A 16,689-nucleotide genomic window follows, 5' to 3' on the forward strand; every position below is an offset into this window, starting at 1 on the left:
TTTATCTATTCTTTATTTTTAGCATTGAACATTGAAGAAAAGTAGCTAATAGATCCGTTAATTCTTCTATTTATTCCTATGTATATGTACTAGGAAAATGTAATAAGTGGATCTAGGTTAATAGATAGAAAGAAGATACTGTAACAATAATTTTAAGAGATAGAAAATATAAAGAGAGTTAAGTCTCTTTGGCTTTTTTGATATAGTATATAATCATATATGAGAACGGGAATAAATTTTTTGGAGGAATTATTTTGATAGAAACAACTTTATTAAAAGAAATCAGAAAAGTATTATCAGAATTCATCGAATATTGGGATAACGAGAAATTATTAAAAAATAGGGTATCAGAAGATTTAAGAAATTATGACCCTGAATTAATAACAGCTTTATTATCTAATGAAAAAATAAAAGAAGACTTTGAAATATCTATTAATGATACAAGTATCTTCAAGATAGAAGAATTTATTCAAATGTTAACTTATAAGGATTTCTGGGAGGATAGCTATACTAAATATTCAAATAAAATAGGATTAACAGCTGGTGGAAAATACCTAGATTATAATTCAGATGTAGTTCTTGATTTTCCCTTTAAAGATTGTATTTTAGAGGGTGGGATGACTAAAGAAGAGGTAGGCAAAAAAGAAGTTTATTACAACAAAGTAATTGCACGTGATGAAGTAGATACTTTGTTATCACCTAAAGTTTTGACTAATACTAAGAAGTACACAAAAGATAATGAAGAAGAGGTATCAGAGATAAGTGATACAGATAATCTAATCATCAAAGGGAATAATCTATTGGCACTTCATTCTTTAAAAGAAAGATACGCAGGGAAAGTAAAGTGTATCTACATTGACCCACCCTATAATACTGGCGGGGATTCCTTTAAGTATAATGATAGATTTAATCATTCTACATGGTTAACATTTATGAAGAATAGGTTGGAGGTAGCTAGAGAGTTATTAAGTGAAAATGGTATAATTGCAGTTCAAACAGATTATCATGAGAGTGCATACGTAAGTATATTACTAGATGAAATTTTTGGATTTGGAGCTAAGGTAGCTGATATAGCAGTAAAAATGAGTACTCCATCTGGTCCTAAAATGGCACATGTAAATTCAACTATTCCAAAGTTGAAAGACTCCATAGCAATTTACGCAAAAGGAAAAGTAGAAATTATAGAGCCACCATATAAACCTAAAGATAAGTGGGATAATGAATACTCTAAAATATTAATGAACTTTGAGTATGATGATTTTTTAGAAGTAAAAGAAGCTATTCTGAACTCTGATATTATATCAATCAATAAGATATTAGCTAAAGTAAAATTAAGTACTTTAAGTAAAGAGTTTCCTAAGAGTAAAACTGATTCAAACTGGTTGTATAACAATGCTTGGAGGATTGTTGCTGATAAGCAAAATACTGGGATAGATAAATTGTTATCTCAAAAAAACAAAAAATACTTTCAAGATGTGGAAGGTATAAAATCAAAGAAGGGGAATATAGTTTTATTTAGAACAGATAAGGATTTTGGTAAAGATACTAGATTAGAAATTATATTTGCGGTTGATAACTTAAAGGAGCATACCGGAGATTTATGGACAGACATAAGTACTTCAGGTGGGTTTTCTGAAGAAGGTGGAGTTAATTTTCCAACAGCTAAAAAACCAGAAAGGTTACTAAAAAGATTGATAAGCATGTTTACTAAGCGAGGAGAAATAGTTCTAGATTTCTTCATGGGTTCTGCGACAACTCAAGCAGTTGCTATGAAAATGAACCGTCAATTTATCGGAATAGAACAGATGGACTATATCAATACGGTATCTGTTTCTCGTCTTCAAAAGGTTATGGAAGGAGAACAAGGAGGGATTTCTAAAGGTGTTAGTTGGCAAGGTGGAGGAAGCTTCATCTACACAGAATTAATGGATTTAAACAATGCTTATATTAACCAAATAAAAGAAGCTAAGACCTCTACAGAACTATTAGATATTCTTGAAACGATTAAGAAGTATGCTGATTTAAACTACTTAGTAGAGTTAGAAAAACTAACCAATGAACCTATCACTATTGATGAAGATACCAAAGAAACTTTGTCTTTTGAGGAGTTATCCATAGATAAGCAAAGAGAGCTACTTATTGATGTGATGGATATTAATCAATTATATGTGAACTATTCTGAAATAGATGACTCTATGTATCATGTTTCAGAACAAGATAAAGCCTTTAATCGTAGTTTTTATGAGGAAGGTGATAACTAATGACACAGTTAAAACTATTTGAATGGTTATTTGGTAAACAAGATAAGAACAATAAAGTACTTGCTACAGGTGAGAGAGTGTAATATAAACCGTGTAAGTAACCTACCATCCTAGGTAGTGGGTTGCTTCGCGGTTTTTCTTTTTTTACAATAGATTAAAGGAGTGGTAAGTCATGACAAAAAAGAAAAAAGATCAAAAATCAGCGAAGTTAGCTCAATCAATTATTGATGCCTATCAACCAGAATCGGTTGAAGACATGCAAGAAGCCCTAAAAGATGTTTTTGGACCGATGTTTGAAGCAATGCTTCGTGGAGAATTAGATAATCATTTAGGTTATGAGAATCAGTCAAGACAAGAAAAAGAAACTCAAAACAGACGGAATGGATATGGAAATAAAAAATTAAAAACAAGTTTTGGTGAATTAGACATTCAGGTTCCTAGAGATAGAGACGCTTCTTTTGAGCCAGAAATTATTCCTAAAAGAAGCAGAGACGTTTCAAGTATTGAAGGAAAAGTTCTTTCTATGTATGCCAAAGGCATGAGTCAACGAGATATTGCCTCGACAATTGAAGATATTTATGGTTTTACTATTTCTCATGATATGGTGTCGGATATCACAGATCAAATATTACCAGAACTTGAGGAATGGCAAATCAGACCTCTGGCCAAATGCTATGCCTTCTTGTTTGTCGATTGTATGTATGTCACTCTAAGAGAAAATTATGAAGTGAAAGAATGTGCGGTGTATACAATTCTTGGTTATGATTTAAAAGGAAATAAAGAAATTCTAGGTCTTTGGCTAAATCAAACAGAATCGAAAAATAGATGGATGCAGATTTTTGATGAGATTAAAGAGCGTGGCGTTGAAGATATTTTGTTTATTTCAATGGATGGTGTATCAGGGCTTGAAAATGGAGCCAAAGCTATTTTCCCAGGTGTTGTCGTTCAACGTTGTCTGGTCCATTTAGTTAGAAATGCCCTTCGTTATGTGCCAAGTAAAAGTTATAAAGAGGTTTGTAAGGATATGAAGTCTTTTTACAGTGCCTCCTCCTTAAAAGCGGCTCAAACAGCTTTTGATACCTTTCAAACAAAGTGGGCAGTCTATCCTGGAGCTATTGATGTTTGGAAAAGAAATTTCCACCATGTCGAACAATTATTTGATTACGGCTCAGCTATTCGAAAAATAATGTACACGACAAATGCTGTAGAAAGTGTTCACTCTAGTTTCCGCAAGGTAACTAAAAAAGGAGCTTTCCCTAATGAGAATGCCCTTCTTAAGCTATTATATCTTCGAGTGAAAGAACTTCAAAGTAAATGGGAAGGTGGGCATGTTCATAATTGGGCTATGGTGCTTAACCAATTAACGGTCAACGACTCTTTTTCAAAACGTGTCGAAAAATATAATCGTTACTAATCAAAATAAGTGAGACATATAAAATTTGACAACGAGTCTCTCGTCCTGCGATTTTTTATCGGGACAAGAGGTTTATTAAAAATACCCTCTTATTCCTAGAGATTATCACAGGACGACTCATTGTCAAATTGAGTTTCTATTTTTATTTTTAAGGAATTTACACACTTAACTTGACAAACCCTACAAGTTTGATAATGGACTAGATTGAATACCTTTTTCTAAAACGGAATTATCTTGTAAACCTCTTAAATCATCAGACGTAATACTAGTATCATAGTGTCCCATTAAACGGCTCAAACTATAAACATCAATACCATTTCTTAATTGAGCGTGTGCAAAATAATGACGGCAAGTATGAGGAGAAACTCGAATTTCTTCTCTAACATTGGCTATTTTGGCATGCTCGTTTAAGATTTTGTTTATCCTACTTCGACTTAATTGTTTTCCACATTGATTTAAAAAGAAATATTCTTCTAACTCGTATTCTTTTTTGTGAGAAAATCTTTGTTTCTTCGCATTGTTAAACTTCATTATTTGTCTCTTTAATATAGGGCTAACGTAAAGAAATCTTTCTTTATCTCCTTTTCCTTTAATCAGAATATGAGATTCTTTAACATTTTTTGGTCTTAAATTAGTTAATTCTGACACTCTTATACCCAAATCAAAAAGCATCATAAGGATTAGTTTATCTCTAATATTGCTATAGGTATTTCCATTACAAGAGTCAAGAATCTTCTTCACTTCCTCATCATTAAAAGAGATAATAATTGTTTTTACTTCTTTTAATTTCTTTATTTTTCTAACAGGATTATCCTGTTCTGAAATATATTCTTCTTCAACAGCGTAATTAAACATTACTTTAATCAATCCAAACATTTTATTGACAGTTCTGTGGATAGGGTAAAATATTTTGTGTAAATAGAAATTTAGGGTAGAAAAAGAGAAAGTCCATTCTGTAAAATTAAAGTTACGACACAGAAATTTTATAGGAGGACTTTCTCATGACTCATTTTACTACAGAAATAATGGAAACACTAATTAATAAAGGTGATTTAGATGATTTATTTCGTCGTCATTTAGAACTCGCTATCAACTCATTATTACAGGCTGAATTAACAGCGTTTCTTGACTACGAAAAGTATGATAGAGCTGGATTTAATTCAGGTAATTCCCGCAATGGGAATTACTCACGTTCATTTAAAACAGAATATGGAGAATTAAATTTGGTGATTCCTAGAGATAGAAATGGAGAATTTTCCCAACAAACATTACCAGCCTATAAAAGAACCAATGATTCCTTAGAAACTACTATTATTCAGCTATTTAAAAAAGGGATCACTATGTCTGAAATCTCTGATCTAATTGAAAAAATGTATGGTCATTATTACACACCACAAACTATTTCAAACATGAGTAAAATCGTATCTGAAGATGTTTTGGCTTTTAAAGAAAGAACTTTAGAAGCTAAATACTCAGTCATTTTTATGGATGCTACTCATATTCCTTTAAAGAGACAAACCGTATCAAAAGAAGCCGTTTATATTGTGATAGGCATTCGATTGGATGGAACCAAAGAGGTTCTAGGATTTACTATTGCTCCAACCGAATCTGCTTATGTTTGGAAAGAGATACTTCAAGATTTAAAAGATCGTGGTTTAGAAGAGGTTTTATTAGTTGTAACTGATGGTTTAAGTGGTATTCACGATAGTATCCATAGTGTCTATCCAAATGCTCAATTTCAACAATGTTGTGTCCATATCTCTAGAAATATTGCTCATAAGGTTCGTGTTAGTGATCGACAAGAAGTCTGTAATGATTTCAAATTGGTTTATCAAGCAGCTTCAAAAGAAGAAGCTATGAATCAAATAAGTTTTATGATAGATAAATGGAAAAAGCAGTATCCACGAGTAGTTAAATTACTCTTGAATCCTGCTATATTAACTTTCTATAACTTCCCACCATCAATCAGAAGAACTATCTACTCAACTAACTTGATTGAGGGATTTAATAAACAGTTAAAAAAATATACAAAGAGAAAAGAACAATTTCCTAATGAAGAATCTCTGGAGAGATTCCTTGTTTCTCAGTTCAATGAATATAACCAAAAATTTTTAGGCAGAGTACATAAAGGATTTAAGGAAATACAAGATACATTAGAATCAATGTTTTAACTTAAAAAAATGGAATGGATTTTCCATTTACACATAATTCTTGACGCAACCGTTCTGTGAGCCCATTCTTTTTCATTTTTCCAATATAAAATTAATTGTTTTAAATGTATAGGTTTTACCAATTCAAGTTGAGAAATTTGATAGCTATTTTCCATAAATTAAATAAATAGTCTGGTAGCATATTTGTGGTTGTAGATTGTTCCTTCTGCTCTTCCTAAAATTTCTAAGGTTAATAAATATTCACTTTGTAAATCTGTCAGTAACATAAAAAAGCTCCTTTCAATCGTTAAAATAAACAATCGAAAAGAGCCGAATAATAACAGGTAGTTTTAGTTTAGAATAGTTGCTAGTTTCACTTTCTTAAGTATACCAATTATCTATAATTTTTGGTTTGCATGTTTTTGTGAGCTATACCAATTAGTTTTATTCCCACTCCACCGTAGCTGGTGGTTTACTCGTAATATCATACACAATACGGTTCACGTGAGCCACTTCATTCACGATACGAACTGAGATTTTTTGTAATAAGTCCCAATCAATACGAGCAAAATCTGCCGTCATACCATCAATGGATGTGATCGCACGAATACCAATCGTGTAGTCATACGTACGACCGTCTCCCATTACCCCAACAGAGCGAATACCAGGTAAGACAGTGAAGTATTGCCAAATGTCACGGTCAAGACCAGCTTTAGCAATCTCCTCACGTAAAATCGCATCACTGTCACGCACGATTTCTAATTTTTCTTCTGTGATTTCACCAAGAACACGAATACCAAGACCAGGTCCTGGGAATGGTTGGCGCCAAACGATTGAGTCAGGCATACCAAGCTCAGTACCAAGAGCACGCACTTCATCTTTGAATAAAGTATCTAATGGTTCGATTAGTTTAAATGCCATATCCTCTGGTAATCCACCTACATTATGGTGAGATTTAATGACTTCAGCTGTATCAGTTCCACTTTCAATCACATCTGTATAAAGTGTTCCTTGAGCTAAAAATTCAATACCATCTAATTTAGCTGCTTCATCATCAAATAGATAGATAAATTCATTACCAATGATTTTACGTTTCTCTTCAGGATCAGACACACCTTTTAGTTTTTCTAGGAAACGTTCTTTAGCATCGACTTTGATAATGTTTAGACCGAATTTTCCTCCTAAACTTTCCATGACTTGATCAGCTTCGCCTTTACGTAGTAGACCGTGATCCACAAACACACAAGTTAGTTGATCACCAATTGCTTTTTGTAAGAGAACTCCAACAACACTTGAGTCCACACCACCAGAAAGAGCTAGCAAGACTTTTTTATCACCAACTTGTTGGCGGATTTTTTCGATTTCAATTTCGATAAAGTTACCCATTGACCAGTCACCTGTACAATGACAAATACCAAAGACAAACTCACGTAACATATCTGTTCCATTTTCAGAATGACGAACCTCTGGATGGAACTGGACAGCATACATATTTGTTTCTCTATTTTCCATCGCTGAAATTGGACAGTTTTCACTTGTTGCTACAACCTCAAAACCAGTAGGAACTTCAGTGACTAGATCTCCATGACTCATCCAAACTTGTTGTTCAGTTGGTAATCCTTTAAATAACTCAGTTTCTGTATCTGTGATAGAAAGCATGGCTTTGCCGTATTCACGTGTGTCAGCACTAGAGACGACACCACCTAAGTTGTGAGTCATTAACTGCATACCATAACAAATACCTAAAATCGGAATCCCCAAGTTAAAAATCTCAGGATCGATTTGGAAGCTATCCTCATCGTAAACACTATTTGGTCCACCTGAGAAGATGATCCCTTTAGGTGCGATTTTCTTGATTTCTTCTGCGGTAATTTTATGGCTTAGTAATTCAGAAAAAACGCCCAACTCACGAATACGTCGTGTGATTAATTGGTTGTACTGACTACCAAAGTCTAAAACAATGATTTTTTCCATATCTTTAAATTCAGATGTGTTCGTCACTTATTCTCACCTTATCTTTCTTTATAGTAGTTGTGTTAATATTTTCTAAGGAAAATATCATCAATGACATGCCCCTGAGCTTTATGAAGAATAACATCAGCCCGGCTTCTTGTTGGAAGAATAAATTCATTTAAGTTTTTAAGGTTAACATTCTTCCAAACATTTTTTGCCATAGCTAAAGCCTCTTCCCTAGGGCCATTTGCATATTCATAATAATAATTAGTTTTGTCATCTTTTGCAAGAGCTAATAAATCTTCAAAGCGCTTTAAATACCAAGTTTCGATTAAATCGGCATCAGCATCGACAAAAACAGAGAAATCAAAGAAGTCACTAATATAAATTCTTTGATTGGCTGGAGATTGTAAGACGTTAATCCCTTCAACAATTAAAATATCAGGTTGAGAGATTGTTTCAAATTCTCCGGGGATAATATCGTAAATCTCATGAGAGTAGACAGGGATTTTTAAATCATCTTCTCCATTTTTAACAGAATTTAAGAAAGTTAACAATTTTTCCATGTCATAACTTTCAGGAAATCCTTTTTTATTTAAAATATCACGTTCAATTAATTCATCTGTTGAATATAAAAAACCATCTGTCGTGATAAGCTGAACTGTTTGTCGTTTGAAAATTCTTGATAGCATCATTTGTAGTAGCCTTGCAGTCGTACTTTTTCCAACAGCCACGCTTCCAGCAACACCAATAATAAAGGGTGTCGGTGTTAAAAATTTTTGCATAAATAAACCCTTACTCAAGTTAAGTGACTCATATTCCTTCATATATATATTAATTAAATGAGTCAAAGGAATATAGATGTCCTGCACATCTTGTAAGGAAATCGTGTCATTAAAACTTTTTATATGTTGTAGTTCTTCATCAGTCAAAGGAGGGATACCATTACGATAAAAGCTTTGCCATTCTTCCCTAGATAGGTGATAGAAATTTGTTTTTTCATCCATGTGGGTATCCTCTTCTAATTATCCATATAAGGTAAGGTCAAAGAGATATGCTCACCTAATTTTTTGTTTGAAGCTAGCTCTTTTAAACGATTGTCCCGTCTTTTTTGATAGCCTTCATGAATCAGTTTTTCTTCAACCGATTCAGGGATAACAGCAGGAACACCAACAAAATTATCCTCACTATCTACAACGACAAACGTCATAAAACTTGTTGCAGCTAAGTAACGTTCCCCTGTTTTTAAGACTTCTCCGATCACTTTAATGAAAACTTCCATAGACTTACGTCCAGCTCCTGAAACGTAAGCTTGAACAGTCACTGAATCGTTTTCATAAATAGGATGTAAAAAATCTAGAGTATCTGTTGAGGCAGTCATACACGGCCTTCTACAATGACGAGAAACAGCAATAGAGGCAGTATCGTCAATGAGAGACATCAATTTCCCACCGTATAAAGCTCCAAATGAATTTAAATCATTTGGGAAAATACGATGAGTCTGAACAGTGTGTGACTCAGAACATTTTTTTTCACTTGGTAATGGTACAAACATGATTAAAACTCCTTTTTTGTATGTTATGATATAACTAAAGTTTAACTGATTATAACATACAAAAATAACTTCGCTAGGAAATGGGGTAGAAAGATGAAAAAAATTATTTTGTTTGGTGATAGTATTACAGCTGGCTATAAACATGGTGAGATTAATGTGATTTTAAATGATAAAATCAGACATTTATTACCATATGAGGCAGAGATTATTAATGCAGGAATACCAGGGGACACAACAAGTGGTGCTATGAAACGTGTGATGGATCATGTTGTGGGATATGAGCCTGACATGGTAACAGTCTTTTTTGGTGCGAATGATGTGGCGGCTTTATCAGGAATTAGCTTAGCGCAGTATGAAACGAACTTAATGAATTTAGTTGAAGTCATTGGTAGTGATCGTGTGATTTTACTGGGTCCACCATTTGCCAACCAAGTCTTGTACCAACAAGAGAGGCCTCTTTTGCGTTTAAATCAGTACAATCAAGCAGCAAGGCGAGTGGCTGCTTATTATGAGTTACCATATATTGACATGTTATCAGTGATGACTGATGCAGAAAGACCAGTGGATTATTTGCAGGCAGATGGTCTTCACTTCTCCACAACAGGATATGATTTATTAGCACGTGTTATCGTAGAACAATTAAAAGGAAGATCATAAGAATGAGTGCACATTATTTTACAAATAAACCAGATACAGATCATGATAGAAAAAAATGGACCTTTCCATTACTAGGTAAAACGTATACCTTTATAACAGACAGTAATGTTTTCTCAAGAGAGACAGTAGACTTTGGGTCACGTGTTTTAATTGAAGCCTTTAGTGATGAGGATATTCCAGAAGGTGCTATTTTAGATGTTGGCTGTGGATACGGGCCTATGGGGATGAGTTTAGCTGATAGTACAGGCCGAGACGTTCATATGATTGATGTGAACGAAAGATCAGTTTCATTAGCTAAAGAAAATGCTAGTAACAATCAAGTAGTTAATACTACCATCTATGTGTCAGATATTTATAATAGTGTAGAAAAAACTGATTTTGCAGCTATTATTAGCAACCCACCTATTAGAGCAGGTAAAAAAGTGGTACATGAGATTATTGAAGAATCCATAAATTATTTAAAAAAGGACGGCACTTTAACGATTGTGATTCAAAAGAAACAAGGTGCTCCCAGTGCTAAAAAGAAAATGGAAGACGTTTTTGGCAATGTAGAAACTGTTATAAATAAAAAAGGCTACTATATATATCGTAGCCAAAAGTTAGATGAATAAAAAATGAAAGAATGATTCTCGTGGTACAAGCTATACCTTCTGAGAGTCATCCTTTTTTATTCTCCAAATTCTACCATCTCCCAAGGTGACACATTATTTTTTCTAGTCAGAATAGCCTTCCAATGATCCATTACCATCTCTTTTTCAAACCCATCACTCATAGAATACCCAGTTTTAAATGATAGAGGTAAAACAATCAAATTATCTGGTTGTGAGTTAGCATAGGAATTAGGGAAACTATCCGGATTAGAGTATACACTTTTTAGAAATTGCTTTTGGTAGTTATCATCGTAGGAGATTGGTAAAAGGGTTTGGCTCTTTAATTCAGAGTGAAAAGCTTTTGTGGTGACTTTACTTGCCGAGAGAATTTCTTCTTTTGAAAATATATCAGAGTGACTTAAATAAGTATTTACATGAGACTTGTTTACGTTAAGAATGAATAGTAGTGGGATAGCAATGATTAAGAAAATAACAACTATTAGTTTTGTATTTAAGTTTTTTTCATCATTTTAAATCCTCTTCGTTTACATCAGTATAATATCTTCCGTAAAAAAACAGGGGTTAATTATTTATTAAATTTATAAATGAAAAGAAAAGTTTAATTCCAACGTGTATTTTCATGTCAATCGAACATAAAAATGTCCCAAAATGAGGGCTCACATTAGCGCAATCTTTACTGCGTAAAACTTGCACTAATGTGACCATTATTGGTAAAATAAGGTACTTTTTGTTTCAGGCTGTTTTTTCAGCCTCATATTCTTCGATAGTACGGTCAATACTTTGAAGATACCTTTTGAAAGACTCAAGTTTCCACGGATGTGACTGTGGTGGAATGTACTTGCGTCTTTCTTTTTTTATATCTGAAGAAACCCCATCAAACTCTTTTGAATAGGTCTCGTGGGTTTTTAATCGTCTAGTAGGATAAATTTTTTCTGCTATATTAACATAAATCTCCCCGTTAAAAGCTTTTATAATTAATGCTTTTGTTTTTCTTGTAAAATATTTGTCGCTACTACCTTCCATTGGAAGATAAAATTTATTTTGATACTTAATATGATGGCCATTATCGACTATACGATGAGAGACAGTAGCTAGTAATAAATTAATTTCAGCTGTTGTAGGAGAAGTTTCATAAACACTTTCTGCAGTTTTGTGACCAAATTGTCGATTAAACTTTCGAATCCATACAGATAGAAATTGATTAGCCTCCTCTATAGAATGTATATTTGCTATCTCAAGATCAACAGGCAATCTTGATTGCACTGTCCCATTTAAACGTTCTACACGACCTTTCGCTTGAGGAATAGAGGATGTTTTTATGTCAATACCTAATTGATGACAAGCAAACCCAAACTGCGTGAACGTATCTTCTTCTACAGCTTTTGTTGATTTTCTGTTGTACTCAAAGACGGTTCGTTTATCTGTTAGAAAAGTGGCAGGAATCCCTTGTTTTGTCAGAATTTGATGAAGAACATGGTAATAACCATTGAGCGTTTCCTGTTGGTCAAAATAAGCGCCAACAATATTACCTGATGCGTCGTCAATAGCTAAATGAAGATGAGTTATTTGATTTCCAAACCAATTATATGAACTAGCATCTAATTGAATTAATTCTCCTTTGTATTTTTTTCTAGGTCGACTAGGATGGGTCTTTTCAGGGAGTTCTAGGTAGTCTTCAGCTCTTGGAACCAATAGGTTCTCTGATTGTTTGGTTTGTTGACCTTCTTGCTTTATTAATTGTTTGAGTCTTCTTTTTGTCTTTTTTTGAGCCTTTGGTGAAAGTATTTTTGCTTTGTACAGGATGCTTCTAATTGTAGTATCTGTATAACAGATATGATGGTCGTTTTTCAGTATTTCAGTAAAATGCCTAATATTTGGTTTAATACTAAACGATTGATAACTAGTGATTATTTGTTGTTTTACTTTTTCAGGCACAGAGTGCTTATTTTTTCTCCCTCGATTTTTATGGACAAATGCTGATTTACCATTTTCCCTGTATGATTTCACTAAACGGTTAATTTGTCGTATAGATAAATTAAGTTCAACACTAGCTCTCTTTTTTTGTTTTTTATTTTCAGCGACAGCTTTAATAACTTGATACTTTTTGGTTTCATTCATTGTTAGATTTATCCTTTTCATAAAGTTATTTTATCATTTTGGGACATTTTGTCTTTCGACCTACTTAGGACATTATCACTTTCGAATGATAAAAGTTTAATTCCAACGTGTATTTTCATTGACAAATATATTGTGATAAGGTAAAATGATTAGTTGCAGAAACCTTTATGTTCAAAATGAGAAAGGCGATGAAATATTGTCCATCAGCCTTGATTTTATAGGGAAAACAAAAATAGAAAGACCATATAATGATATGTTCAGGCTCTATTTTTGGTTTTTTTTTTCTTAAAAACAGGTCCGACTTGTTTTTGTAAAGAAAATGTAATATTTGTAACATGAAGGGGTTTTTGAAAAAAACTCAGAGGGGTGACTAATTTGGTTGGACACGTAGTGAAATACGGCAAGCACCGAGAAAGACGTAGCTATTCAAGAATTAGCGAAGTCTTAGAATTACCAAACTTAATCGAAATTCAAACTGACTCATACAAATGGTTTTTAGATGAAGGATTGCGTGAGATGTTTGAGGACATCATGCCAATTACTGATTTTAGTGAAAAATTATCATTAGAGTTTGTAGATTATGAAATGAAAGAACCAAAATACACAGTTGAGGAAGCAAGAGCACACGATGCTAACTACTCAGCTCCTATTCACGTAACTTTAAGATTAGATAACCAAGTAACTGGAGAAATCAAATCACAAGAAGTGTTCTTTGGTGATTTCCCGTTAATGACAGAAATGGGTACCTTTATTATTAATGGTGCTGAGCGTGTTGTGGTATCTCAGTTAGTAAGATCACCAGGAGTTTATTTTAACGAAAAACAAGAACGTAATGGTCATGAAGGATTTGGCGCAACAGTTATTCCTAACCGTGGTGCCTGGTTAGAACTTGAAACAGATGCAAAGAACTTATCTTATGCACGTATTGACCGTACTAGAAAAATCCCATTAACAGTGTTAGTTAGAGCCTTAGGTTTTGGTTCTGATTCAACGATTACAGAGATTTTTGGTGAGAGTGAAAGTTTACAATTAACTCTTGAAAAAGATATTCATAAAAATTCAAGTGATTCTCGTACAGAAGAAGCCTTAAAAGACGTTTATGAAAGATTACGTCCAGGTGAGCCAAAAACAGCAGAAAGTTCAAGAAACTTGCTTAACTCTCGTTTCTTTGATCCAAAACGCTATGACTTAGCAGCTGTTGGTCGTTACAAAATCAACAAAAAATTAAACTTAAAAACACGTTTACTAAATCATACATTAGCTGAGACATTAGTAGATCCTGAAACTGGAGAAATCCTAGTTGAAAAAGGAACTGTTGTGACTCATGCTGTTATGGATGAATTAGAAAAATATTTAGACAATGGTTTAAACAGTGTGACATATTACCCAAGTGAAGATGGTGTAGTTACTGAGCCGATGATGGTTCAAGTGGTTAAAGTATTCTCACCAAAAGATCCTGAGCGTGTGGTCAATGTTATTGGTAATGGCTTACCAGAATCAAACGTACGAACAGTTCGCCCTGCTGATATTATTGCTTCAATTAGTTATTTCTATAACTTAATGGAAGGAATTGGCTCAGTAGATGATATCGATCATTTAGGAAACCGTCGTATCCGTTCAGTTGGTGAATTATTACAAAATCAATTCCGTATTGGTTTATCTCGTATGGAGCGTGTGGTTCGTGAGAGAATGTCAATTCAAGACACTGAAACACTAACACCACAACAATTAATCAATATCCGTCCAGTGGTAGCATCAATGAAAGAATTCTTTGGTTCTTCTCAGTTATCACAGTTCATGGATCAAACTAACCCATTAGGGGAATTAACTCACAAACGTCGTCTATCTGCCTTAGGGCCTGGTGGTTTAACTCGTGACCGTGCTGGCTATGAAGTACGTGATGTTCATTATTCGCATTATGGTCGTATGTGTCCGATTGAAACACCTGAGGGACCAAATATTGGGTTAATCAATAGTTTATCTAGTTACGCTAAAGTAAACAAATATGGTTTTATTGAAACACCATATCGTCGTGTTGATCGTCAAACACACCGTGTAACAGAGCATATTGATTATTTAACAGCTGATGAAGAGGATCATTACATGGTAGCACAAGCGAACTCGCCATTAGAAGATGATGGTAAATTTGCTGAAGATGTTGTTATGGCTCGTATCCAAAGTGAAAACTTGGAAGTTTCTGTTGATAAAGTTGACTACATGGATGTATCACCTAAACAGGTAGTTGCGGTTGCCACGTCATGTATTCCTTTCTTAGAAAACGATGATTCTAACCGTGCCTTAATGGGTGCCAACATGCAGCGTCAGGCTGTACCTTTAATCCAACCTCGTTCACCACTTGTGGGAACTGGTATGGAATATAAAGCTGCTCATGACTCTGGTGCCGCTTTGTTATGTAAACATGATGGTGTTGTTGAATACGTTGATGCACGCGAAATTCGTGTTCGCCGTAATGATGGTGCTTTAGATAAATACACAGTCATTAAATTCCACCGCTCAAATGCTGGAACAAGTTACAACCAACGACCAATCGTTCGTATGGATGAAATGGTTGAAGCAGGAGATACGTTAGCTGATGGCTCTTCGATGGAAGAAGGAGAAATGGCTTTAGGTCAAAACGTGTTGGTCGCGTTTATGACGTGGGAAGGTTATAACTATGAAGATGCGATTATTATGAATCGTCGTCTAGTTAAAGATGATGTCTATACATCTATTCACATTGAAGAATATGAATCAGAAGCACGTGATACAAAATTAGGACCTGAAGAGATTACACGTGAATTACCAAACGTTGGTGATGATGCACTTAAAAACTTAGATGAGATGGGTATTATTCGTATTGGGGCTGAAGTTAAAGATGGTGATCTTTTAGTTGGTAAGGTAACGCCAAAAGGGGTCACAGAATTATCAGCTGAAGAGCGTCTATTACATGCTATATTCGGCGAGAAAGCTCGTGAAGTTCGTGATACATCTCTACGTGTACCACATGGTGGTGGCGGTATTGTTCATGATGTTAAAATCTTTACCCGTGAAGGTGGAGATGAGTTATCACCTGGTGTTAATATGTTAGTCCGTGTTTATATCGTTCAAAAACGTAAAATTAACGAAGGGGATAAAATGGCTGGACGTCATGGTAATAAAGGGGTAGTTTCTCGTATTATGCCAGAAGAAGATATGCCTTATATGCCTGATGGTACACCTGTTGATATCATGTTAAACCCATTAGGGGTACCTTCTCGTATGAATATCGGACAAGTACTTGAGCTACATTTAGGTATGGCAGCTCGTGCGTTAGGTATTCATGTTGCAACACCTGTATTTGATGGGGCTGATGAAGAAGATGTATGGAGTACAGTAGCAGAGGCGGGTATGGCTCGTGATGCTAAGACTGTTCTTTATGACGGACGTACTGGTGAAGCTTTTGATAACCGTATTTCAGTTGGTGTGATGTACATGTTGAAACTTGCTCACATGGTTGATGATAAACTACACGCAAGATCAATTGGACCATACTCACTTGTAACACAACAACCTCTTGGAGGTAAAGCACAATTTGGTGGACAACGTTTTGGTGAGATGGAAGTATGGGCACTTGAAGCTTATGGTGCTGCTTATACATTACAAGAAATCTTAACGTACAAATCAGATGATGTGGTTGGTCGTGTGAAAACATATGAATCAATCGTTAAAGGTGAACCAATTCAAAAACCAGGTGTACCAGAATCATTTAGAGTACTTGTTAAAGAATTACAAGCTCTTGGTTTAGATATGCGAGTACTTGATGCACAAGAACATGAAATTGAATTACGTGACATGGATGATGAAGATGATGATTTAATCACCGTTGATGCTCTAGCGAAATTTGCTAAAGAGCAAGCTGAAAAAGAAGAAGCTGAAAAATTATTAAAAGCAGCAGAAGAAAATCAAGAATAATCAAGGAAAGACCCGTAGT

12 protein-coding genes are annotated in these 16,689 nt (G+C 34.3%); 6 read left to right on the forward strand and 6 right to left on the reverse strand.

Annotated elements, in window-relative coordinates; translation table 11 throughout:
* Positions 1-254: 254 nt before the first annotated feature.
* On the forward strand, positions 255-2,261 hold the full coding sequence (locus VSF34_RS01280; protein ID WP_326717322.1) for a DNA methyltransferase: 2,007 nt from the start codon (positions 255-257) through the stop codon (positions 2,259-2,261).
* A 172-nt stretch (positions 2,262-2,433) separates the two neighbouring features.
* Complete coding sequence (locus tag VSF34_RS01285; protein WP_227258472.1) at positions 2,434-3,675, forward strand: IS256 family transposase; 1,242 nt, start codon at positions 2,434-2,436, stop codon at positions 3,673-3,675.
* Positions 3,676-3,855: 180 nt separating this feature from the next.
* Here VSF34_RS01285 and VSF34_RS01290 read toward each other — a convergent pair whose 3' ends face one another.
* Positions 3,856-4,551 carry a tyrosine-type recombinase/integrase gene (locus VSF34_RS01290; RefSeq protein ID WP_326717323.1) on the reverse strand — a complete coding sequence of 232 codons (696 nt, stop codon included), beginning with the start codon at positions 4,549-4,551 and terminating at the stop codon, positions 3,856-3,858.
* Between the two features lie 125 nt (positions 4,552-4,676).
* Here VSF34_RS01290 and VSF34_RS01295 point away from each other — a divergent pair, with 125 nt between their 5' ends.
* Entirely contained in the window at positions 4,677-5,846 is a 1,170-nt protein-coding gene (locus VSF34_RS01295) for an IS256 family transposase (protein ID WP_326716335.1), read from the forward strand.
* Positions 5,847-6,269: 423 nt separating this feature from the next.
* Here VSF34_RS01295 and guaA read toward each other — a convergent pair whose 3' ends face one another.
* The 3 genes from guaA to VSF34_RS01310 form a co-directional block, all read right to left on the reverse strand.
* A complete protein-coding gene (gene guaA, locus VSF34_RS01300) occupies positions 6,270-7,799 on the reverse strand; it encodes a glutamine-hydrolyzing GMP synthase (protein ID WP_370659275.1) in 1,530 nt (509 codons plus the stop codon).
* Between the two features lie 62 nt (positions 7,800-7,861).
* Positions 7,862-8,785 carry a type I pantothenate kinase gene (gene coaA, locus VSF34_RS01305; protein WP_326717325.1) on the reverse strand — a complete coding sequence of 308 codons (924 nt, stop codon included), beginning with the start codon at positions 8,783-8,785 and terminating at the stop codon, positions 7,862-7,864.
* 14 nt (positions 8,786-8,799) lie between these two features.
* Entirely contained in the window at positions 8,800-9,333 is a 534-nt protein-coding gene (locus tag VSF34_RS01310) for an acyl-CoA thioesterase (protein WP_326717326.1), read from the reverse strand.
* Between the two features lie 93 nt (positions 9,334-9,426).
* Between VSF34_RS01310 and VSF34_RS01315 the strand changes: the two genes are divergently transcribed.
* Complete coding sequence (locus VSF34_RS01315; RefSeq protein ID WP_326717327.1) at positions 9,427-9,990, forward strand: SGNH/GDSL hydrolase family protein; 564 nt, start codon at positions 9,427-9,429, stop codon at positions 9,988-9,990.
* Between the two features lie 2 nt (positions 9,991-9,992).
* Positions 9,993-10,601, forward strand: a complete 609-nt coding sequence (locus tag VSF34_RS01320; RefSeq protein ID WP_326717328.1) for a class I SAM-dependent methyltransferase — start codon at positions 9,993-9,995, stop codon at positions 10,599-10,601.
* Positions 10,602-10,657: 56 nt separating this feature from the next.
* Here the strand turns inward: VSF34_RS01320 and VSF34_RS01325 are convergent, their stop codons facing one another.
* Together VSF34_RS01325 and VSF34_RS01330 are read right to left on the reverse strand one after the other, a co-directional pair.
* Positions 10,658-10,801, reverse strand: a complete 144-nt coding sequence (locus VSF34_RS01325) for a hypothetical protein (RefSeq protein ID WP_326717329.1) — start codon at positions 10,799-10,801, stop codon at positions 10,658-10,660.
* Positions 10,802-11,333: 532 nt separating this feature from the next.
* Entirely contained in the window at positions 11,334-12,719 is a 1,386-nt protein-coding gene (locus tag VSF34_RS01330; RefSeq protein ID WP_326716316.1) for an ISNCY family transposase, read from the reverse strand.
* Positions 12,720-13,094: 375 nt separating this feature from the next.
* Here VSF34_RS01330 and rpoB point away from each other — a divergent pair, with 375 nt between their 5' ends.
* Positions 13,095-16,670, forward strand: coding sequence for a DNA-directed RNA polymerase subunit beta (gene rpoB, locus VSF34_RS01335; protein WP_326717330.1), 3,576 nt, complete (start codon positions 13,095-13,097; stop codon positions 16,668-16,670).
* Positions 16,671-16,689 lie beyond the last annotated feature (19 nt).

Source organism: Vagococcus jeotgali (assembly GCF_035918315.1).
GTDB classification, from domain to species: domain Bacteria; phylum Bacillota; class Bacilli; order Lactobacillales; family Vagococcaceae; genus Vagococcus; species Vagococcus jeotgali.